The sequence below is a fragment of the Sphingopyxis sp. LC81 genome (assembly GCF_000756375.1).
Taxonomy (GTDB): domain Bacteria; phylum Pseudomonadota; class Alphaproteobacteria; order Sphingomonadales; family Sphingomonadaceae; genus Sphingopyxis.
Window position 1 is genome coordinate 22,753 of record NZ_JNFD01000007.1, and the last position, 21,903, is coordinate 44,655.

Below are 21,903 nucleotides of genomic sequence, written 5' to 3' on the forward strand. Positions count from 1 at the left end.
TCCTCAGGCCTGTACGCGATTGCCGTCGTTATCGACGACCTGTTCGCCGTCTTCCTTGGCGAAAGCGCCAAGCTGGCGTGTGGGGAGGATGTCGAGCACCGCTTCGGACGGCCGGCAGAGCTTGACCCCGAGCGGCGACACGACGAGCGGGCGGTTGATGAGGATCGGATGCGCCATCATTGCATCGATGAGCGCGCTGTCGCCAAGGCTTGCGTCGCCGAGGCCTAGGTCAGCATAAGGCGTGCCTTTCTCGCGGAGCAGCTCGCGCGGTGCGATACCGGCGCGCTCGATCAATTGCTCGAGCAAGGCGCGCGAAGGCGGCGTCTTCAGATATTCGATGACATGCGGCTCGATCCCGGCATTGCGGATGAGCGCGAGCGTGTTGCGCGACGTGCCGCATTCCGAATTGTGATAGATGATGATGTCGGCGGTCATGCGTTGGCCTCCCGTCCGCCGGTGGCGCCTTCGGTGCGGCCGATTTCCTTGAGCTTCCGATCCATCGCCATCTCGTCGATGCTTTCGTGCGGGAGCGCGAGGAAGAGCGAGATGCGGTTCGAGAGATAATGGAGTGCATGTTCAAAGGCTTCGCGCTGACCGGGGCCTTCGACCGCGGCGGGATCCTCGATCCCCCAATGCGCATTCATCGGCTTGCCTGGCCAGACGGGGCAGGTTTCGCCCGCCGCATTGTCGCAGACGGTGAAGATGAAATCGAACACCGGCGCATCGGGCTTCGAGAACTCGTCCCAGCTCTTCGAGCGGAGGTCCGCAGTCTCGAAACCGAGCTCATCGAGAAGGGCGAGTGCCTGCGGATGGACCTCGCCCTTGGGGAAACTGCCCGCGCTGTAGGCGCGAAAGCGCCCCTTGCCGTCGCGGTTCAGCAAGGCCTCGGCGAGGATCGAGCGCGCGCTGTTGCCGGTGCACAGGAACAGCACGTTGTAAATCTTGTCGGCCATGAAATTCTCCCTCGGCGCAGGTCGCGCCGATCAGCAGCAGGAAAGTTCGGCGAGGAGCGGCTCGCATAGTTCGGCGCGGCCCTGGCAGCAGTCTTTCGCGAGGAAGATCATCAGACCCTTCAGCGCATCGATCTCCGCGCGTTGGATGAACTGACGCCCGCGCTTTTCCGATTTGACCAAACCGGCCTTTGCCAAGACCGCAAGATGTGTGGAGAACGTGCTTTGGGACAGCCCCGAAGCATCCACGAGCTGGCCGGTCGACAGGCCTTCAGGCTCATGCTGGACCAGTAAACGGAAAGCTTCGAGACGGGTAGGATGAGACAGCGCGGCGAGTGCGGCAAGGGCGGTGTCGGTGTTCATGCATCGGAATTATCCGATAGGTTTACTCGCGTCAATACCTATCGGAAATATACGATGTGTACGGATATTGGTGTCTGCAACCGAGTGGCCTGCGGCCGGGCGGCCTATGCAGGTCCCAGACGCAACAGAGGGCGCAATGCCTTGATTGCCCGGATGCGACACGCCAGTCTGGACAAAATCTGATTCCGGAGCGGTACAGCCATGCATGTGCGTCAAATAGTCATGGGGGATGCGCCAGCCGTTCAGGCCATCTATGCGCCATATGTCAGTGACACCACCATCTCCTTCGAGGAAGTGCCGCCTGACATTACGGAGATCGAAAGGCGCATCACCACCATTCTGCAGCGCCATCCCTATCTCGTTGCCGAACTGGATGGGCGCGTTGTCGGTTACGCCTATGCTTCTGAACATCGAACTCGCGCGGCATATCGGACATCGATCGATGTGGCAGTTTATGTGGCACCTGGAACGCAACGGATGGGCGTGGCGCGCGCCCTATACGCCCGACTGCTGCCCGCCGCAGCCGGCATGGGATATCACGCTGCCTTCGCCGGCATCGCGCTGCCAAACGAAGCAAGCGTTGGGCTGCATGAAGCTATGGGTTTCGACTTGGTCGGCATCTACCGCGAGGTCGGACGAAAGTTCGATGCTTGGCATGATGTCGGTTGGTGGCAGCGATTGCTGTAAGCGACATGTGAGAGCTCGAGCGCGCGGCTTTTTGAATTTCATGCGGCCGCCTCCAGACAAAGATCAGCTCAGCGCGAAAGTCCGAAACATCTCATGGGCTTCCGTCGTGATCATCTCTCGCGCGCGATGAGCATGTCTCCGGAATAGCGGCCAGGGCGCACCGCCGGAATCCGTTGCACCTTTCGCCCGGCAGCGGTCAGAAAGGTCACTTCGACGGTCACCGGCGCCGCCGATCTCAGGCCAAAGTGAAGCGGCTGGGTTCCTTGCGAATTATAGCCCTCGCCGGTCGATACCTGGCGGGTCGCGAGTATCTTGCCGGCGGCGTCATAGAGCCGGACCTCGGCGCCCATGCGCGTGAAGCGCCCGGACTTGTCGAGAACGCGGACCGCGAGGCTGCGCCGTGCCTCCGTCTTGCCGAGATCGCTGCGAAAGAGGAAATGCCCGCCGGCCGCAGTGTATCCGCGCGTTACCGACAGGTCGAGCGCACCGTCGCGGTTATAGTCGATCCACTGGACGCCGTGATCGGCAACGTCGAGCGCCGAACCGGCGGGAAGGATATTGGCGAACGCCTTGCCGCCGAGATTCCGATAGAGGCGGTTCGCGGGTTGCTGGGCGCCGGACTGGCCGGTGTAGGCGGTGACGAAAAGATCGAGCCAGCCGTCATTGTCGAAATCGCCCCACGCCGCGCCGACGGCATGATTATCCTCGGCGAGGCCAAGCCGGGGCGCGACATTCTCGAAGCTGCCGTCGCCCTTGTTGCGGTACAGGACATTGATCCCGTAGCTCGTGACGAACAGGTCGAGCTCGCCATCATTGTCATAGTCGCCGATCGCGCAGCCAACGCTGCCTTCTTCGCGCGAACGGCCCGGACGATCCATCCCGAGCGCGGGTGCAATGTCGGTGAAGCGATCGCCGTCGTTGCGCCACAAGGCATCGGTCGCACCGGCCTGGTTGGCGAGGAAGAGATCGAGATCGCCATCGCGGTCATAGTCGAACCAGCAGGCGCCGACCGTCGGCCGCGCGTCATCACCGGCCTGATCGGCGGGAACCCGCACGAATCGGCCCCCATCCTGGCGAAACAATGCGTTGGGACCGTTGCGGTTCGCCGCGAAGAGATCGAGGTCACCATCATTGTCGAAATCGACCCAGCTCGACTGCCGCGCCGAGCGGCCCCCGGGGACGGGGCCGGCGTCGGGGACCGGGATGAACCGGCGGCCCTTATCGTTCCGAAAAAGAAGGTTGGCCGCACTCGTGCTGGTTGCGCCGGCGTAGAGGTCGGGCCAGCCGTCGCCGTCATAATCGCCCCAGGCGAGGCCGCGCATCTCGGCCCCGGCAAGGGGCAGGCCCATCGCGGCGCCGACGTTGATGAAGATGCCGCGATCGTTGCGATAGAGACGAATCTCGCCGGTCTTGATCGAGACGGCAAGGTCGAGATCTCCGTCGCCATCGAAATCGGCCCAGCTGTTGGAGAGCGAACCCGCAACGGTGAAATCGGCGGGCTGCACCGGTGTGAAGGCGGGCGCGATCGCCCCGGCCGCCCCGCCTCCGGCAATGCCGGTCGACAGGACGGCCCAGGACAGGATCCGCATCAGTTCATCGCGCATGATGCGGTCTCTCTTGGCAGTCGAGGTCAGAAATCGAGCGAGATCCGGCCATAATAATATCCGCCATACTGGCCGAACGGTCCGGCGCCATAGGGCGCGAGCCCGATCGTGTTGGCGACGGTCGTCCGGTCGGGATAGACATCGAAGATATTATAGGCGCCCGCGGCGACCCGCAGTTTCTCGGTCACGCCGTAGGAGACCTCAAGATCGGTGATCCACTTGGCGCCGAAGCTCTGGTCGTTGACGGGAAGGCCGCCGACGAGATTATCGAGCGACTTGAACTTGTCGTAGCGGGTTTCCTTGATGTTGATCGCGAACGGACCCGACTCGAAGTTGGCGCCGAGGATCAGTTTGGTCTTCGGAGTCGAGGTGAACCAGCCCTGCGTGCGCCGGTCGAACAGCGTCAGGCCGAGACCAGCAAGTTCGCTCGGGTTGGGTGCAATCTTCCGGATGTCGGTATCATTATAGTTGAACCCGACGCTCGTGCGCAGGCGTCCGGCGCTGCCGACGTCGAACGCATAGGTGCCAACGACATCGACGCCGCGCGTGCGCGTGTCGACGGCGTTGGTGAAGAAGCGCACCGACTGGTCACCCGAGAAGCCGTTGGCGATCAGGATGTTCCGGATGCCTGCGCCCGACAACAGGCCGGTGAGGGTGATGCGGTCGTCGAGATCGATCTGATAGGCGTCGACCGAGAGCGAAAGACCTGCCGCCGGCGTCAAGGTGAAGCCGAGGCTGAAGTTCTTCGACTTTTCGGGCTTGAGCGGCTGCGCCCCGAGGGCCTGCGCGACCGCCGAGTTCGTCTTCACGATCTTGGTGAGCACGGGGATATAGACGCCGCCGACGAGGTTGATCGACGTCGAGGTCTGCGCGAAATCCTGCTGCGCGAGCGAGGGCGCCCGGAAGCCGTTGCTGAACGCGCCGCGCAGCGCGAGCCAGTCGGTCACTTCATAGCGCGCGCTGACCTTGCCGCTGAAGACGCTGCCCGAGCTGTCATCGAAATGCTCGAAGCGGCCCGCCGCGGTGACGAGGAAGCGCGGGCTGACGTCGAGCGCGAGATCGACATAGCCAGCCCAGATGTTGCGGTTCACGTCCGCCGCATCTTCAGGGGTGACGACGATCGCGCCCTGCGCCCCGACCTGCGCCGGGCGCCCGGCGAGCGGGCCGGTCGGGTAGAAATAGCCCCCGGACCGGTAGCTGTCGACGTCGAGCGGCTTGGTCACGTAATTTTCGTAGCGATATTCGGCGCCCATCGAGACCTGGAGCGCGGTCTCGCCGCCGAACTCGAAGCGGCGCGTCAGGTCGAGATTGTTCGTCCACTGGTCGAACGCCGAGCTGAAGGTCTTGAACTCGGTCGGGCTCGACGGACCGATCGACGCGTTGAGCGTATTGTCGGCGCCATTCTCGGCATGGTTGCGCCCATAGGTGCTGCTGAGGTCGATATTCCAGCCCGCCGTTTCGCCGCGCAGGCCGCCCGTGAACTGGAAGTCGGTTTCCTTCAGCGTATAGAAGGGCGAGAAGCCGTCGGGGTAGATTTCGATGATATTCTGGTTGCTGTTCGGGCGGCGGCCGGCCTGGCCGACGCGCGCATCGCGATATCCGAAGGTCCCGTCAGAATAGAATTCGACATTGCCGAGCGGCAGGACGAGCGTCTGCGCGACCTTGACGTCCTTCACATCGGGGAGGCCGCCGAGATAGGTGCGGCGGTTGGCGGTGAGTTCGCGCGGATCGGGTGTACCACCGGGAAGCGGGAAGTAGAGCGCTCCCGTAACGTCGCTATTGCGGATCGCGGCCTTGGCCTTCTTGCCCTCGACCGAGAGCGTGAACGACCCGCCGTCGCCGATCGCGAAACCATGCGAGACGCTCGCCGAGATGGTCTCGCCGTCGCTGCCGCTCCCGTCGCGGCCATAGCGCTGGCCGGCTTCGAGCGTCGCCTTGCCGCCCGAGTCATTGGTCTTCAGGATGACATTGATCACCCCCGCGATCGCGTCCGAGCCATATTGCGCCGAGGCGCCGTCGCGCAGCACTTCGATGCGCTCGATCGCGCTCGACGGGATGAGATCGAGATCGACCGGGTTGCCGCCCTGCGAGGTCGCGCCCGAGTTGAAGTCGATGATCGAGCTGTTGTGGCGGCGCTTGCCATTGACGAGCACGAGGACATGGACGCCCGAGAGGCCGCGAAGACCGGCGGGGCGGGTCAGGCTGTTGAACGACGAGCTGCCCACGGTCGTCGACTGGAAGGACGGCACGAGCTGGGTGAGCGCATCGCGCAGCTGCATGCCGCCGCCGAGCTTTTCGAGCTCTTCGCCTCCGATCACGTCAATAGGGGTCGGGCTGGAAATGACGGTGCGGGCCTGGCCGCGGGTGCCGGTGACGATGATGTCGGATTGGGAAACCGCTTCTGCGGCGTCGTCGGCCGTGGTGTCCTGCGCGAAGACAGGCGAGGCGATTGCCGCCGCGGCGCACGATGCCCCGGCCAGCAGTCTCGAATATATTTTCATGCTCTTGCTCCTAACGCTCTGAAAGGCGTTCCCCTGTTGAACCTGCTATTTTCTTCTCGACGTGTCCGCAGCTATCCGGCCGCCCGAAGCGGCTGCTGCGCAACATTGTCCTGGGAAAGGGTGTCGAGCCCTTGCCGCAAATCGGCGATGAGGTCATCCACCCTTTCGAGCCCGATGTGCAATCTTAGCAAGGGCCCGGGATAGCTGAGCTTGTGGGTCCGCGCCGTCAGCTGCGGGTCGACGGGAATGGCGAGACTCTCATACCCGCCCCAGCTGAATCCGAGGCCAAAAAGCTCGAGCTGCTCGACCATCGCCGCGACCGCCGTCTCGGGGGCGGGGTGAAGAACCGCGCCGATCAGCCCGCAAATGCCGGTGAAGTCGCGCTTCCAGATAGCATGGCCGGGATCGCCCGGCAGCGCCGGGCACATGACCGAATGGACCTCGGGCTGCGCCTCGAGCCATTTGGCAACCTGAAGCGCGGCGGCGCCATGCTGCGCGAGGCGGGTGTGGAGCGTGCGCAGGCCGCGGATCGCCATATAGGCGTCGTCGGGCGAGACGGCCCAGCCGGTCTCATAGCTTGAGGCGGCCAGCAACTCGGCAGCATGCCCTTTCGCTGCGGCGAGGCCCATGAACACGTCCGAATGGCCGCAGACATATTTGGTGAGCGACTGGATGCTGACGTCGACGCCATGATCGAGCGGTTTGAACAGCACGCCCGCTGCCCAGGTATTATCGATCACGGTCATCACTCCGGCCTCCTTCGCCATCGCGGCGATGGCGGGAATGTCCTGCATCTCGAAGGTCAGCGAACCCGGAGATTCCAGGAAGATGACGCGAGTGGCCGGGGTGATCATCGACCGGATCGTTTCGGCGTCGTCCGCCGGATCGAAATAGCGCGCGGTGACGCCGTAGCGCGCGAGCGTGCCGGCGAGGAAGCGCCGGGTCGGGTTGTAAACCGTATCGCAGGCAAGCACCTCGTCGCCTGACGAGAGCAGCGCGAGGAGCGTGCCGGTGATCGCGGTGAGGCCCGAGGGATAGATGAAGGCCTCGTCGGCATTTTCGAGGTTGCGCAAGGCGTCGCGGAGCGTGCGCTGGGTCGAAAGGCCGACCCGGCCGTAAGTCACCTTGCCGCCATCATAGAGCGCCTCGCAGCTTGGCAGCAGTACGGTCGAACCGCGTTGAATGGGAGGGCCGGGGGTCCGCTGGAGCGCGTCGCACGGGCTGTCGCCGTGGATAAGCCGCGTCTGCTCATGAACCGTGCTGCAAAGCTTCATTTATCTTTTCTTTCTCAGATGGAATTGGAGAGGAGTGTCTGTCGCGGCGGCGTGCCGTTGCGGTTCGCCGCAACGAGGTCGCTGCGGCGAACGACCGAAAGCGCCTTTGCGGCCTTGGTCACATGCTTTTCGATCGCACTCGTCGAGATGTTGTAGCGGCTCGCGAGGCTCTTGAGGCTCGAGCCCTCGACGCGGATCGCAACAAGGATTTCCTGGGTGCGCTCGGGAAGCTGACGAAGCGTTTCCTCGACCTCCCGGACTTCATCCTTCGCAAGAAGGATGCGCAGCGGCGACATCTCGTCGACCGGATGGTCGGGCTCGTCGAGCTCGCAGTGGCAATCGCTGCGGCGCGTAGTCCGGCGGCGATGGCGGTCGATGAGTGCGGCTTGCGCGGCCTGGAAGAGATAGCATTTGGGATGGGCAACCGCAGCGGCGTCGGCGCGGCGGATGATGCTGAGGAGGACATCCTGCAGCACGTCGTCGAGGTCGGAGGCGGGCACGCGGCGGCGAAGATATTTCCGGAGGAGGGGAAGGTGCGGCCAGAAGGCCTCGACGAGGTCGGGTGCATCGCCCGATGCCGCTGCGACGGCGACGGGCGGTATTTTTACCGGCGGAGCGACGATTTCGAACGCCTGCCAGGCATCGCCAGCCGCGACGTTTTCAGTCTCATACTCTGCCCCATAGGCGCTGAATGTCATCGTGCATCCCCTTATGGCGACATTTTATGACATGGATGCCGGGGAGAATTCTTCACCAACTTTGACGGTGATTTGTCGAATGTTGGGATATTTGAACCGGAGATGCGGTATCTGGTCGATCAAATGATCGAATCCATGCATGAACATCGTCGGTTCGGTCGAATCGGCTGCCCCTGAATTGCCTCCAGATTGCAACAATCGCCGCAAGACCGCGAAACTTCCTCGCGGAATCGCGCTTGGGGCGATGGGGTATTCGGTTCGCAGCGCGTCAAAGCCAAGGGGCCTCCCGCGACGAGGGGGCAGGAGGAGTGGTCGCATGGCGAGAACCTGGCTCATTTTGTCGGCGCTGGTCGCCGGGCTGGCGCTCGGGGTGGGCTGGACGCGGTTCGGACTCGCCGGCCTTGCCGACGCCGTGGTGATCGCCGACAGCGTCGGCGGCATCTGGCTCGATGGGCTCCGGATGACGATCATTCCGCTTGTGGTTTCGCTTCTGATCACCGGGATCGCGAAGACGGTCGACAGTGCGCGCGGGGACCGCGTCGCGATGCGCTCGGTCGTCACCTTCGTCGCGTTGCTGTGGATTTCGACCGCGATGGCGGCCGTCCTGGTTCCCACGCTGCTCGGCATATTTCCGATGCCTGCCGAGGCGGCGCGATCGCTCGCGGCAAGCATATCGACAGGGCATGGACACCATGTCGATGCGCCGACCGTCGGGGTCGGGGCCTTCCTGCGCTCGATTGTACCCACCAATCCCGTTGCCGCGGCGGCAAACGATGCGTTGCTTCCGCTCATCCTCTTCACGGCGGTCTTCGCCGTCGCGCTTGCTCGGCTTCCCGCTGCGCAGCGTGAACCGGTGACCGCCTTCTTCGACACGATCGCGAGCGCTGTGCTGCTAATCGTCGGCTGGGTGCTTGCGCTCGCGCCGATCGGCGTGCTTGCTCTGGCTTTCGGCGTCGGCGCGCGAGCGGGCACGTCCGCGATCGGCGCGCTCGCCCATTATGTCGTGATCGTCTCTAGCGCCGGGCTTGCTGCCTGGGCGCTCGCCTATCCGGTAGCAGTTTTCGGCGGCCGCGTCCGTCTGCTCGCCTTCGCGAAGGCGGTGGCACCCGCGCAGGCGGTCGCGCTCAGCACCCAGTCGTCGCTCGCCTCGCTTCCGCCGATGCTCAAGGCCTCGGCCGATCTTGGAGTCGAACGGTCGGTGTCGCGCGTGTCTCTTCCGGTCGCGGTCGCAATCTTTCGGGTGACCAGCCCGGCGATGAACCTTGCGGTCGCCATCTATGTCGCACACTGGCTGGGACTTCCACTCGCCCCCTCGGCGATCGCGGCGGGCGCCGCGGTGGCGGCCATCACGACAATCGGGTCGGTGAGCCTCCCCGGACAGGTGAGCTTTCTTACCTCGATCGCGCCGATTTGCGTCGCGATGGGTATTCCGATCGAACCGCTCGCGCTGCTCATCGCGGTGGAGATGATCCCGGATCTCGTGCGAACGGTGGGCAATGTGACGATGGATGTCGCCGCGACGACGGCCATCGCCCGGATGGGAACCGCGCAGGTTGCCGCCGGTGAGGATGCCGATGGTCTTGAGGTCGGGGAGATCGCTTCGGCCCCGCGAGCCGCTCTCTCGACCGCCGGCGCACAGGAATTTGAAGGAGCAATGCCATGACCCGCGTTTCACTCGACGATGCCGATGTCCGGATATTGGGGTTCCTCCAGGAGGATGCCACGCTCTCGGTCGCCGCGGTTGCCGCCAAGGCAAACATGTCGCAAAATGCGTGCTGGCGGCGGATCAAGCGGCTTGAGGAAAGCGGGGTTATCTCGCGGCGCGTCACGATTCTCGACGCGAGCGCCCTCGGCCTCGATCTCACTGTGTTCGTGAGCCTGCGTGCCTCCGAACATAGCGAGGCCTGGCTCGAAATGCTCAACTCGGCGATCCGCGATATTCCCGAGGTCGTCGAATTCTACCGCATGACCGGCGACGTCGACTATCTGCTCAAGCTCAGGGTCGAGAATATGGCCGCCTATGACGCCGTCTACCGGCGCATCATTCGCTCGATCCGGCTCACCGACGTCAGCTCGGCCTTCTCGATGGAAGAAATCAAGTTCACCACCGCGCTGCCGCTCACGGCGCGCCCGTCCTGATCGTCGGGACGGGCGCGACGCGGCGCGTTCAGCGCGTGTAGCGCTTGCCGAGTTCGGTTGCGCGCGACGTGAGCGGTTGCTCCTTGCCCGCGATGAAGATCGCGGTCGGCTGGGTGAGCGGCTCGAGAGGATCGCCGTCCCAGATCACGATGTCGGCGGCCTTGCCCGGGGCGATCGAGCCCATCTGGTCGGCGACCCCGAAGATGCGCGCGGGCGCGAGCGTGAGCGCCTCGATGCCGCTGGCATATGGAAGTCCCCGCGACACCGCGAGCCCGGCATTATAGCGCATCTCGCGAACGCGGTGCCCCGCATCGTTGCCGCCGATCGCGATCTCGACCCCCGCCGCCTTCAGGATCGAGGCGTTCTGCAGCGAGGCACCGAGCATGTCGAAGTTCGACGGAATGTTCGAGGTCGGGTTGATGAGGACAGGGACTTTCGCCGCCGCGATCTCGCCCGCGACGCGCCAGGCCTCCTCGGCGCCGGAGAGGATGATCTTCAGCTTATAGTCGCGTGCGAGCTTCAAAACCTGCTGGATGTCGGCGGCGCGGTGGACGACGACGATCAGCGGCATCGTGCCCGCGAGAACGGGCTTCAGGGCGAGGACGTCGGCCTGCGAGAGCTCGAAGGGATATTCGTCGCGTGGCGCCTGACGGGCGAGGTCGAAGATCTGGCGAAGCTGCACGAATTCGGCGGCGCGCGAGCCGCCGACGCGTGCGGCACCATCCTCGCCGAGTTCGAGCATCATCCCAACGCCGGGCCGGTGGAGAATGTTCGCACCCTCGCCGAGCGAGATGAGCGCGGCCTTGCCGGCGAAGGGCAGCTCGCGTTCCTGGTCGCTGTCGTCATAGTCGGGCATGACGATGGCGTGCGTGACGCCGCCGAGCCGCGCGATCGGAATCAAAGTTGAGTCCGGATTGAGACCATATTGAACGTCGAACGAGGCGCTGATCCCCGAATTCTTCGTCTTGTTGTCAACCGAGCCGTCGACCGAGCTGACCTCGATGAGGCCGAGGGCGGTATTGACCGCAATAAGGCCGGGGGTGACGATCGCGCCGCGCGCATCGATGGTGCGAATGCCCGCGGGGAGCGCCACATTCGCTCCGGCCGCGGAGATCCGCCCGTCGCGGACAATCACCGTGCCATTCTCGACCTCGCCGACCGGGCCGGGAGTCACGAGATGCGCGTTGGTGATCGCGAAGGTCTGCGCTGCGACCGGTGTGGCGGCCGCAGCGAGGGCCAGGGCGAGGCTTGTGAAAATCGGGAGCCGTCGTTGCATCTCATTCCTCCCCGACCGGTTGGCCGATTTCAAAATCGCTTCGGTAGCGTGTGGCCGGATCGCTCGTGTCGAGGATGAGCGCACCGTCGATGAAGACCTTCTCGGCGATCGCATAGACGCTGAAGGGATTTTTGCTCCACAGGACCACGTCCGCCATCTTGCCGGGCTCGAGCGAGCCTGTCCGGTCCGCGATACCCATGATCTTCGCCGGGTTGAGGGTAATCCACTTGATCGCCTCTTCCTGCGGAATGTCGATGCCGGCACGGCGGCCTGCGGCGAGTGCGACTGCACTCTCGACGTTCAGGCGCTGGATCAGGCGCTGCTCGTCCGAATGGATCGCGACGCAGACACCCGCCTTACTGAGGATTGCGGCATTTTCCTCGATCGCGTCATAGGCTTCCATCTTGAAACCCCAGCGTGTCGCCCAGGTCGCGACGCAGACATCGTCGGCGGCAAGCTGGTCGGCGATCTTGTAGGCTTCGACAGCGTGGTGGAAAGCGCGCGTCTTGTAGCCGAACTCGCGGCCGACATCGAGCATCACCGCCATCTCGTCGGCACGGTAGCAATGGTTCTGGACGAGAATATCGCCCTTGAGCACGCCCGCGAGCGTTTCGAGACCGAGATCGCGCTTGGGAGCCTCGCCGCCTTCGCCGCGCGCACGCTTCTTTTCATACGCGTCGACCTTGCGGCCATATTCGGCGGCATCGATCCACGCGCGGCGAAAGCCCGCGACCTCGCCCATGCGTGTCGCGGGGGCGCGGCCGCGGCTGCCGTAGCGGCCCTTGGGATTCTCGCCGCACGCCATCTTGAGCGTGTAGGGCGCACCGGGGAATTTCATCTGTTGGACGGTGACCGCGGGCACATTCTTCACGCTGACGCCGCGGCCGCCGAAGAGATTGGCGGAGCCGGGAAGGATGAGAAGGCTCGTCACGCCGCCGGCGCGCGCCTTGGTGAAGACTGGATCCTGCGGCCAGATCGAATGCTCGGCCCAGACGTGCGCGGTATAGGGGTCGATATTCTCGTTACCGTCGGCATGGCCCTGGACGCCGGGCGCGGGAAAGACGCCGAGGTGCGAGTGCGCGTCGATGATGCCGGGGGTCACCCATTTGCCGCGCCCGTCGATGACGCGTGCGCCCGAAGGAACGGCGATGTCGGCGCCAACCGCGACGATCTTGCCTGCCGCCATCAGCACAGTGCCATTGTCGATCCGTGTGCCGGTGCCGGTGAGGATCGATGCGCCGACGATGGCGGTGTCGGCGGCGGGACGCGGCTGATAGGTGCTCGCGAACGGGGCGGGCGCCGGCGCAGCCGCCGGTTCCACGGGCGGCGGCGGGGCATCGGCGGGCCGTGCCGAGGAGGCATCGGCAGCACAGCCCGCAAGGAACGCGAGCGTGGTGCCGAGAAGCGCGGCGCGGGCGGCGCGGCGGGCGCGGGGCGGAGGGCAAGTATCGGGCATATGTCGTGTCACGCCGGGATCACCTTGTCGGAAACGATGGGAAGGGCGGCAATCCGGCCGCCGCGCGCGAATGCGCGGCGGCCGGACGGGAGGCGGTTCAGAAATTCTTCTTCACGCTCGCATACCAGTAGCGCGGGTTCGGCGAATAGAGCGAGCCCATATAGCCGAAGGCGCTCGAATCGAGGGGCGGCCGCGCATTGGTGATGTTGCGCACGCCGACCCTGAGCTGGGTGCCGTCGGTGAAGCCGCCCTTGAGGTCATATTGGAGATAGAGATTGCCGGTCGTATAGGCTTTGAGCAGCAGATTCTCGCCGTTCACCGAAATATCATTGTCGAGCACGCTTCCGGTGTAGCTCACGAAGCCGCCCGCGGTGAACTGGCCGAGCTTCCAGGTCAGCGAGGCCGAGCCGCGCCATTTGGGAAGCCCGTCCTGGCGGATCAGGCTGCCGCCTTCGGGAATGATCGTGTCGACGTTGATCGTCCCCGCCGCACGCGCATCGAGCAGGGTCTGGATGTCGGGCGAGGCGTCGCGGAAATATTTCAGCAGATAGGCCGCGTTGGCGCTGAAGTCGAAGGTGCCGATGCCGGTGTCGCGGACCGAGAGGTTGAAGCCGAAGTCGATGCCGCGGACCGTTTGCGGTTCGAGGTTTCGATAGATGTCGTCGACATATTGGACCTGCCCGACCGGCGCGATGCCCGTTCCGGCGAACAGGGCGATGTCGTCGGCGGTCGGCGCGAGACGCACGACATTGGGATCGGTCGAACCCTGGAGGCGCTGGAGATAGTCGTTGATGAGCGCATTGCCCTCGCCATAGACGCCGACGATGCCCTTCTGCTTCACCTGCCAATAGTCGACCGTGAAAGTCGTGCGCACGCTGCCGCTGTTGAAGATTGGCGGCTGGAGCACGGTCCCGACCGTGAAGGTGGTCGAGGTTTCGGGCTTGAGATCGGGGTTGCCCGCCCGGCGGCCTGTGGTCACGAAGCTCTGGGCGCAATTGCCGAAGGTCGCGATGCGACCCGCGCGCAGGTCAGCCTCGCAGCGAATATAGTCGGTGCGGCTGTTGCCGCGGGTGATGATCGTCGCGTTGGTCTGTTCAAGGTTCGGCGCGCGGAAGCCCTGCGCCCACGAGCCGCGGATACGCCAGCCTTCGAACAGGTCCCAGGCGGCTGCCACCTTCGGCTTCGCGATGCTGCCAAAGTCCGAATAATGCTCGTAGCGACCTGCGAGCTGAAGCTCGAGGCTGCGGATGAGCGGGATTTCCATCTCGGGTGCAATGAGCGGCACCGCGAGCTCGGCATAGGCCGCAAAGACCGTGCGCGAACCCTTGGTGTCCGGGGTCGGGCTGACGCCGAACAGGTCGCTGTCCTGAACGACGCCGGTGACGGTATCGGTCCATTTGATCGTCCCGTCGACGCGCTCGTCGCGGTCGTCGAGCTGTGAATCGCGGCGGATCTCGCCGCCGATCGCCATGCCGACATTGCCCGCTGGCAGCGCGAAGAGATCGGCCTTCGACGCCTTGAAATCCCACATCGCAAGCGTTGCCTTGCCGCGGCGCACGCTCTTGATGCGGATCGCGTCGAGCGCGGCCTGGTTACTCGCGCTGGTGTCGATGCCGGTCGGGTCGGCGGGATTGCCTCCGTTGAACGGGTTATAGGCGTCCGGGGTCGAGAGGGCGAGATTCTTCTGGAGGAGCGTCGCACTGATCCCGTCCTGCACATCGCGCACCGAGGCCTCGGAATAGACCGCCGCGGTTTCCCAATGGAAGCCGAGCGCCTCGCCGCGCAGGCCGAGCAATGCGCGATACTGGCGATTGGTCACATCGACGATCGTCGGCCCGAGGTCGGTGAAGCGATAGTTGGTCATCGTCACCGGGAGGCCCGCTGCGGGGGCGTCGATGCCCGCGAGGCGGTTCGGATTGACGCTGCCATTGGCGAAGGTGACGGGACCGAAGGGGTTCCAGTAGTTCGACGACGGGATCGACATGCGGATCGAGCCGATCGTGAAGACACTGTCCTGCACGCTGCGCGTCTTGCCGTAATAATAGCCGGCCTCGCCGAACAGGGTCACGCTGTCGGAGAGATCATAATGGCCGCTTGCGAACAGATTGACGCGGTCGAGCTTCGGCGAGATCGAGATCGGATAATTGGCTTGCGAATTCCAGCGGGTATTCCGGTCGGCACCGGTCGTGGCGCGAGTGCCGTCGTCGATGCAGATGTCGCCCGCGAGCGTCGCCGAGCAGCCGCCGTTCGCGGTCGGCTGGATCGAGAAGACGCCGGCGTTGGTCGTGATATTGGTCGCGCCGCGACGGACACGCACGCCGGTCGTGAAATCACCCCATGGCGACAGCGTGCTACGATCGTCGAGCGCATTATTGCCCGCGAAGACAGTGCCCACGAAATCGGGGAAATCGCGATGATCGCCGGTCGCGGTGAAATCCTGGTCCTGCGAGGTCAGCGCGGTACGCCGCGTATAGTTGAAAAGCAGCGAGATATTGCCGCGGTTCTCGGCGAGGTCTTTGCCGAGATAACCCGAGGCGTTGAATTCCCGCAGGCCCGTGCCTTCGCCGCCGCCATATTGGAGCGACAGGCTGCCGCCGTCGATATTGTCGCGCAGCACCGTGTTGACGACGCCGGCAACCGCGTCGGTGCCGTAGAGCGCCGCCGCACCGTCGCGCAGCACTTCGACGCGCTGGACGCCGTACACGGGGATGGCATTCGTATTGTAGGTGATGACGGGAGCGAGCGACGCGCTGGCCTGGCTGCCCGGATGCTGGACGACCCGGCGGCCGTTGAGAAGCACCAGCGTATTGCCGACCCCGAGTCCGCGCAGGTCGACCGAGCCAATGTCGCCACGCGCGAAGTTGCTGCTCGTCTGGCCGTTGCTGCTGTTGAACGAGACATCGCCCATCTGCGGGATAGAGCGGAACAGGTCGTCGCCCGAGACCGCTGCGGTGGCAGCGATCTCGCTCTCGCCGACAACAGTGACAGGAAGCGCCTCGGTGATCTTCGACCCGGCGATGCGGCTGCCGGTCACGACGATTTCGGAACCTGCGGGATCGGCCGAAGCGGCCTCCCCGGAAGCGGCATCCTGTGCAAAGGCGGTGCCGGCGCTCGCAAGGCACAGCGACGAGGAAGCGAGCAGCAAGGCCCGGCGAAGCGGCAAGTTAAGCTTAAGCATGCAATGTCCCCTTGTTGTCGACCCTGTGTCGTCCTCCATGCGCGCGGATGGGTCGTTGACGCCCATCTCATTTCGCTTTGACGCAATGCCGGTCGATATCCCCACCGCGATTCGGCAGAAAGTTTCAACCGGTTGCGCCCGAAGGCAATTTTATGTGGGGAGAGCCCATAGCAGCCTAAGGATGATTGTCTATTATTTTAATCGACAATCTCGATGACCGCATCGACCTCGACCGCGAAATTGAACGGCAGCCGGTAGACACCGATCGCCGATCGCGCATGTTTGCCCGCCTCGCCAAAGACGTCAACGATGAGATCGGAGCAGCCATTCATGACGGACGGGATTTCGTAAAATTCGGGGCCCGCCTGAACATAGCCGCCGAGCCTCAGGACGCGCGCGACGCGGTCGAGGTCGCCGCCCGCCGCCATTTTGAACTGGGCGATGAGGTTGATCGCGCAGAGCCGCGCGGCGATGATGCCGTCGGCGAGGCTGCAGTCGGCCCCGACGGTGCCCTTGATCCCGCCACCCGCATGGGTCGAGAGCTGTCCCGATATCTGCACGATATTCCCCGAGCGGGTCGACGAGACATAGTTGGCGACGGGCGGGCAGACGTCGGGCAGCTCGATCCCGAGGCTGGCGAGACGGCTTTCGATATTGGGCATGTTCATTCCTTGGTTGCAAGTGAGGGCAATTGTTCGGTGGGGGCGGGTTCGCCCGCGGCGGCTTCGCACGCCATGCGGCGGCCTTCCCAGCGGTCGATGACCGCGGCGGCGACCGAATTGCCTACGACGTTGGTGGCCGAGCGGCCCATGTCGAGCAGATGGTCGACCGCGAGGATCAGGAGCAGCCCCGCCTCGGGCAGCTTGAAATAAGCGAGCGTTGCCGAAATCACGACGAGCGAGGCGCGCGGCACACCTGCCATGCCCTTCGACGTCACCATCAGGAGCAGCAGCATCGTGATCTGCTGTCCGATGCTCATGTCGATGCCATAGGCCTGCGCGATGAAGAGGACCGCGAAGGTGCAATACATCATCGAGCCGTCGAGGTTGAAGCTGTAGCCCAAGGGCAGGACGAAGGAGACGATACGCCGGTTGACGCCCTGCCGCTCCAGCTCCTCCATCGTCTTCGGATAGGCTGCCTCCGAGCTCGCGGTCGAAAAGGCGAGGAGGACCGGTGTGCGGATGCCGCGAAAGAGACCGAACGCGCGCGCGCCGATAATCGCGAGTGCTGCGAGAAACATGACGAGCCAGAGCACGCCGAGCGAGAGATAGAAGCCCGAGACGAAGCCTGCATAGGTCACAAGGACGCCCGGGCCCTGCGTCGCGACCGTCGAGGCGAGCGCCGCGAAGATTGCGATCGGCGCGGTCTTCATCACGAAGCCGGTCACCTTGAGCATGATCGCGGCGACCTGCTCGACGAGCGCGAGCACCGCCGGCGCCTTGTCGTCGATCGCCGCCACCGCCGAGCCGACGAGAACCGAGAAGACGACGATCTGCAAGATTTCGTTCTCGGCCATCGCCTGGACGATCGATTGCGGAATGAGGTGCGTGACGAACTGCTTGAGCGAGAAGTCGCCCGTCGCGACCACGCCGGCGGCGCCGCCGGTGGGCAAGTCGAGCGCCAGGCTCGCGCCGGGCTGGAGCAGATGGACCATGACGAGCCCGATCGAGAGCGACACGATCGAGGCGCCGATGAACCAGCCCATCGTCTTCGCGCCGACGCGGCCGATCGCGGCGGCGTCCTCCATATGGGCGATCCCCGCGACGAGCGTCGCGAAGACCAGAGGTGCGATGATCATCTTGATCAGTCGCAGGAAGAGGTCGGTGAGGATCGAAAGATTGTCCGCGATTTCCGCGGCCTTTGCCGCTGGGAAGTGCGAATTGACGAACCAGCCCGCCGCGATGCCCGCTACCATGGCAAAGATGAGGATGAAGGCGAATGCTCTGTTCATGACTGTCCCGTTCCGGCTTCGCCCCCGCTGGGGCGTACAGGAAGCAGAGACGCAGGCGCGGCGCGGTTCCGCAGCAGCAATGCAGTCGACAAGGACAATTTGTTGCGACATGGCGGGCCCGGACCGAGCGGGATGGTGGGGACATTCGCCGCGCCTGCGTCACAGCAGGGCAGGGTGATATTCAGACAATCGAGGAGACGCGCGTGGCCAGTTTTCGGAAGATGCTCGTAGCAGGAACGGCAATCGCCGCCGGCCTTGGCTGGGCGAGCCAGTCGGTGCTTGCCGAACCGGGCGGCGACGTGGTCGCGATCACCGGCGCGACGATCTTCGATGCGACCGGCAAGGAGCCCTATCGTGGCACCGTCGTTGTGCGCGGCGGCCGGATCGAGGCCGTGGGCGCTGACGTCAGGGTTCCCAAGGGAGCAAAAATCGTGCGTGCCGACGGCAAAGCACTGCTCCCGGGCTTCATTGATGTCCATACCCACTGGTCGCCCTCTGGGTCGCCCGGTGCCCTCCCGCAGATCGCCAACGCCTATCTGGCGAGCGGCGTGACGACGGTGAATGATTTTCACCAGCAGCCCGAAGCCTTCGCGCCGCGCCGCGCCTGGCTCGCGGATATCTACGCGCCGCACGTCAATTTCGTCGCGCGCATGAGTACGCCGGGCGGTCACGGTGCCGACTGGGCGGACACAAATACCACCAAATGGGTCGCAACCGCCGAGAGCGCGCGGCGCGAGGTACAGGCGCTTCAGGTCTATCGCCCCGACTATGTCAAGGCGTTTGCCGACGGCTGGCGCTATGGCCAGCTGCCTGAGGAAACCTCGATGAATGTCGAGACGCTCGCCGCGCTCGCCGACGAAGCCCACAAGCATGGCCAGCGTGTCCTCACCCACACGGTGACCGTCGAGCGCGGCAAGATCGCGGCCGACGCGGGCGTCGATGTGATTGCGCACAGCATCCAGGACGGCGTGCTCGACGCCGCCGCGATCGCCCGGATCAAGAAAGCGGGGACCTTCTACGCTCCGACGCTCGCCATCTATCAGCTGAAGCCCGACGAGATGGGCCCCGGGCGCAAGGACGATGCCGCGACGCGCCAGCGCATCCGCAAATATGGCTTCGCCGAGGAGAATGTCCGCAACCTTTTCGCCGCTGGCGTAACGATCGCGGTCGGGACCGACGCAGGGATCGGCGGCGCGAAACATGGCGTGTCGACGCTCCAGGAAATGGAACTGCTTGTCGCGGCTGGCCTGACGCCTAAGGCGGCGCTGCTTGCGGGCACGTCGAACAGCGCACTCGCCCTCGGGCTTTCGAGTGACCGCGGCACGATCGAGAAGGGCAAGCGCGCCGATCTCGTCCTCATCGACGGCAAGCCGTGGGAAGCAATCGGCGACGTCAACAAGATCGATCGCGTATTCGTCGACGGCAAGCTCGTCCATGGCGGCGGCGTCAAACTGCCGGCAGGCAATTTGGCCAACGCGCTTTCCGCGTCGCCCGCCGCCGCGCTGATCGACGATTTCGAGCGCGCCGATGGGCGCAGCTCGCTCGACACGCTGCGCCTCACCGACATGGACGGCGGTGTAGAGCGCTCGTCCGTAGTCACGAACCGCGTGACGCACTCGGGCGGCAACGGCTCGGCGCTCGCCTTTGCGGTGCAGATGTCCCTCAAGGACAAGCCCGAGGGTGGTGTTCTTGTTCCGCTCAGCCGCGGTTCGGTGCGCCCGGTCGATGCGCGCAAGTTCGAGGGGGTCCGGCTCGATATGCGCGGCGCCGGCCGCTATCTCCTCGTCGTCAACACGCTCGCCGGCGAATTCACCGCGCCGATCGAGGCCAAGGAAGGATGGTCCGAGTTGCGCATACCCTTTGCCGCGCTCGTTCCGACGCGGCCCGGCCGCGGCGATCCGCCTTCATGGCGCGGCGATGATCTCGTCCAGGTCGGTGTTGTCGTCCAGCGCGAAGCGGGCGCCAGCGCTTGGGGTGAAATGGACAATCTCGGCTTCTACTGATCCGGCTTCGGCTAACTTGTCGCGATAGCTGTTTTACATAACCCCGTGCTGCTGCGCGGGAGAATAGCTCGTGCTGCGCTGCATCCGCGTATCATCGCGGCGCGCTCGCGTATCCTGATCCTCAACGAGTTGTTGCGTCAGTGCGCGCGGTGGCGGTGGAGCGCGCCGCGATGTCTCGGCAACTTGGCACTTCGCCGGACGAGGTGACGGCAGGGAATCTCCATGGTTTGAAAAAGTCTGGTGGGGTCGTCCCGCCCGGTTGCGTCTCTACCCACGAGGGCGGGTCTTTCAGGCCGAATCAAGAACCTGCCCTCACTACAAAGGAGCCGCCGCCCGCCATGAATGCTAAACTGTCCTTCCAGTCCTCCCTTGCGAGGACCTGTCTTGGGGCCACGGCCGCGGCTGCTCTTCTCGGCATTTCGACGATATCCGCTGCGCAGACGCCCGCCGGCGAGTCGGTTCCGAAGCTCAACGACCGCCGCCCGCTCCTCGCGCCCGAGGCGCGGACGAGCGGCGATCCCGTGCGTATCCCGATGAAGCCCGCCCCAGAAACAGGTCCCGAACTCGTCATTCGCGGCGGACGGTTGTTCGACGCGGTGAGCGGAGACGTGCGCCCCGCGACGGTCGTCGTCCAGGGCAATCGTATCAAGGCCGTGCTGCCGCCCGGCGCGACCGGCTGGGGCGCCGACGCGCGGATCATCGAGGCCGCGGGCAAGACGGTGATGCCCGGGCTGATCGACATGCACACGCACGTCACCTATCCCGACCGCGCCTCGCCGTTCGACGAACAGGGTAGCGAGGGTGCGGGGACGCTGCGCGGCCAGCGCAACCTTCGCTATTTCCTCGAATCCGGCTTCACCTCGGTGCGCGACCTCAACGGCGTCAGCAACGCGCCCTTCCTGCTCAGTGAATGGAGCGCGGCCGGCATGATCCCGGCACCACGCGTCTTCGCCGCGGGCTGGATCATCACCGGCACCGGTGGTCATGCAACCGAGCGGCCGGTGATCCCCAGCCACGGCCCTGACTATGCCAAGGAGGTCGACGGACCCGACGCCTGGCGTGCCATGGTGCGCAAGGCGTTCAAGGAGGGCGCGAGCGTCATCAAGATCGCGAGCCACTTCGCGCCCGACGAAGTGCGCGCCGCGATCGGCGAAGCGCACCTGCTCGGCCTCAAGGTCACTTGCGACTGCGAGACCATCTACACAGAAATGGCGGTCGACGCGGGCATCGACATGATCGAGCATCCGCTGCCGCGATCGGATGCCGCGATTGCGAAGATGGCGAAGAAGAAAATCGCTGCGGTCCCGACGCTGCAGGTCTATCAGAATCTCCTCGACCGCGCGGGCGGCTTCTACGGCTCGACCTCGCGCCGCTTCACGATGACCAGCCAGGGCAATTTCGACGAATTCAAGAAGATGAAGGCGGCCGGGATCGTCATGGGTATCGGCACCGACTCGATCGGCGATGCCAGCCTGATGGTGCCCAACAGCTATATCGCCGAACTCAAGTGGTTCGTGCGCGGCGGCTACTCGGTCATCGACGCACTTAAGGCAGGAACAATCGTCAACGCGCGGCTGCTCGACATGGGCGACGAACTTGGCAGCGTCGAGCCCGGAAAACTCGCCGACATTATCGTCGTTGACGGGCGACCCGACGAGAATCTGGATGATTTGTCGCGCGTCGAGCATGTCATCAAGGATGGCCAGTGGCTGATCGAGAGCGGCCGACTGGTTACTCCGCGCCATATCTCCACGCCGCTCGTCAAGCCGTCGCCTCCGGCGGACGTGAAGTGATGCGCTGCCCCATCGCGCGATCGCCAACCG

The 21,903-nt window shown here is 64.7% G+C and carries 17 protein-coding genes; 5 read left to right on the forward strand and 12 right to left on the reverse strand.

The annotated features are described in order from the left end of the window. Window positions 1–3: 3 nt before the first annotated feature. Genes arsC through FG91_RS04175 form a run of 3 tightly spaced genes read right to left on the reverse strand, consistent with a single transcriptional unit; the run spans window position 4 to window position 1,313 of the window. A complete protein-coding gene (arsC, locus tag FG91_RS04165; protein ID WP_037512412.1) occupies window positions 4–435 on the reverse strand; it encodes an arsenate reductase (glutaredoxin) in 432 nt (143 codons plus the stop codon). Next, window positions 432–953 (reverse strand): arsenate reductase ArsC, encoded by a 522-nt coding sequence (locus FG91_RS04170; protein ID WP_037512414.1) that lies wholly within the window; start codon window positions 951–953, stop codon window positions 432–434. The genes arsC and FG91_RS04170 overlap by 4 nt, the downstream gene beginning before the upstream one ends. Window positions 954–983: 30 nt before the next feature. Beyond that, complete coding sequence (locus tag FG91_RS04175; RefSeq protein WP_037512416.1) at window positions 984–1,313, reverse strand: ArsR/SmtB family transcription factor; 330 nt, start codon at window positions 1,311–1,313, stop codon at window positions 984–986. Between the two features lie 201 nt (window positions 1,314–1,514). Here FG91_RS04175 and FG91_RS04180 point away from each other — a divergent pair, with 201 nt between their 5' ends. Next, the gene (locus FG91_RS04180; protein WP_037512417.1) at window positions 1,515–2,000 is read left to right on the forward strand and encodes an arsinothricin resistance N-acetyltransferase ArsN1 family B; all 486 of its coding nucleotides are present in this window, start codon (window positions 1,515–1,517) and stop codon (window positions 1,998–2,000) included. Window positions 2,001–2,110: 110 nt separating this feature from the next. On the opposite strand, the gene FG91_RS04185 is transcribed toward FG91_RS04180, so the two are convergent. The 4 genes from FG91_RS04185 to FG91_RS04200 form a co-directional block, all read right to left on the reverse strand. Beyond that, window positions 2,111–3,604 carry an FG-GAP repeat domain-containing protein gene (locus FG91_RS04185; RefSeq protein WP_052187296.1) on the reverse strand — a complete coding sequence of 498 codons (1,494 nt, stop codon included), beginning with the start codon at window positions 3,602–3,604 and terminating at the stop codon, window positions 2,111–2,113. A 26-nt stretch (window positions 3,605–3,630) separates the two neighbouring features. Further along, the gene (locus FG91_RS04190; protein ID WP_037512419.1) at window positions 3,631–6,105 is read right to left on the reverse strand and encodes a TonB-dependent receptor plug domain-containing protein; all 2,475 of its coding nucleotides are present in this window, start codon (window positions 6,103–6,105) and stop codon (window positions 3,631–3,633) included. A gap of 71 nt (window positions 6,106–6,176) precedes the next feature. Next, window positions 6,177–7,379 (reverse strand): cystathionine beta-lyase, encoded by a 1,203-nt coding sequence (gene metC / locus FG91_RS04195; protein WP_052187297.1) that lies wholly within the window; start codon window positions 7,377–7,379, stop codon window positions 6,177–6,179. A gap of 14 nt (window positions 7,380–7,393) precedes the next feature. Then, entirely contained in the window at window positions 7,394–8,077 is a 684-nt protein-coding gene (locus FG91_RS04200; protein ID WP_052187298.1) for an RNA polymerase sigma factor, read from the reverse strand. A 316-nt stretch (window positions 8,078–8,393) separates the two neighbouring features. On the opposite strand from FG91_RS04200, the gene FG91_RS04205 reads away from it, so the two are divergent. Together FG91_RS04205 and FG91_RS04210 are read left to right on the forward strand one after the other, a co-directional pair. Continuing rightward, window positions 8,394–9,740, forward strand: coding sequence for a dicarboxylate/amino acid:cation symporter (locus FG91_RS04205; RefSeq protein WP_081940411.1), 1,347 nt, complete (start codon window positions 8,394–8,396; stop codon window positions 9,738–9,740). Further along, on the forward strand, window positions 9,737–10,216 hold the full coding sequence (locus FG91_RS04210; RefSeq protein ID WP_037512420.1) for an Lrp/AsnC family transcriptional regulator: 480 nt from the start codon (window positions 9,737–9,739) through the stop codon (window positions 10,214–10,216). Before FG91_RS04205 ends, FG91_RS04210 begins: the two co-directional genes overlap by 4 nt. A gap of 28 nt (window positions 10,217–10,244) precedes the next feature. Here the strand turns inward: FG91_RS04210 and FG91_RS04215 are convergent, their stop codons facing one another. From FG91_RS04215 to FG91_RS04235, 5 genes are all read right to left on the reverse strand, one after another. Beyond that, complete coding sequence (locus FG91_RS04215) at window positions 10,245–11,492, reverse strand: amidohydrolase family protein (protein ID WP_037512422.1); 1,248 nt, start codon at window positions 11,490–11,492, stop codon at window positions 10,245–10,247. A gap of 1 nt (window position 11,493) precedes the next feature. After that, window positions 11,494–12,948, reverse strand: a complete 1,455-nt coding sequence (locus tag FG91_RS04220) for an amidohydrolase (protein ID WP_037512424.1) — start codon at window positions 12,946–12,948, stop codon at window positions 11,494–11,496. 97 nt (window positions 12,949–13,045) lie between these two features. Then, entirely contained in the window at window positions 13,046–16,126 is a 3,081-nt protein-coding gene (locus FG91_RS04225; protein ID WP_052187299.1) for a TonB-dependent receptor domain-containing protein, read from the reverse strand. Between the two features lie 197 nt (window positions 16,127–16,323). Further along, window positions 16,324–16,788, reverse strand: coding sequence for a RidA family protein (locus FG91_RS04230; RefSeq protein ID WP_037512767.1), 465 nt, complete (start codon window positions 16,786–16,788; stop codon window positions 16,324–16,326). Between the two features lie 2 nt (window positions 16,789–16,790). Beyond that, the gene (locus FG91_RS04235; protein WP_052187300.1) at window positions 16,791–18,077 is read right to left on the reverse strand and encodes a dicarboxylate/amino acid:cation symporter; all 1,287 of its coding nucleotides are present in this window, start codon (window positions 18,075–18,077) and stop codon (window positions 16,791–16,793) included. A gap of 203 nt (window positions 18,078–18,280) precedes the next feature. Between FG91_RS04235 and FG91_RS04240 the strand changes: the two genes are divergently transcribed. Both FG91_RS04240 and FG91_RS04245 read left to right on the forward strand, forming a co-directional pair. After that, window positions 18,281–20,080 carry a CIA30 family protein gene (locus FG91_RS04240; RefSeq protein WP_200878402.1) on the forward strand — a complete coding sequence of 600 codons (1,800 nt, stop codon included), beginning with the start codon at window positions 18,281–18,283 and terminating at the stop codon, window positions 20,078–20,080. Between the two features lie 338 nt (window positions 20,081–20,418). After that, a complete protein-coding gene (locus tag FG91_RS04245; RefSeq protein ID WP_037512426.1) occupies window positions 20,419–21,873 on the forward strand; it encodes an amidohydrolase family protein in 1,455 nt (484 codons plus the stop codon). Window positions 21,874–21,903: the final 30 nt, after the last annotated feature.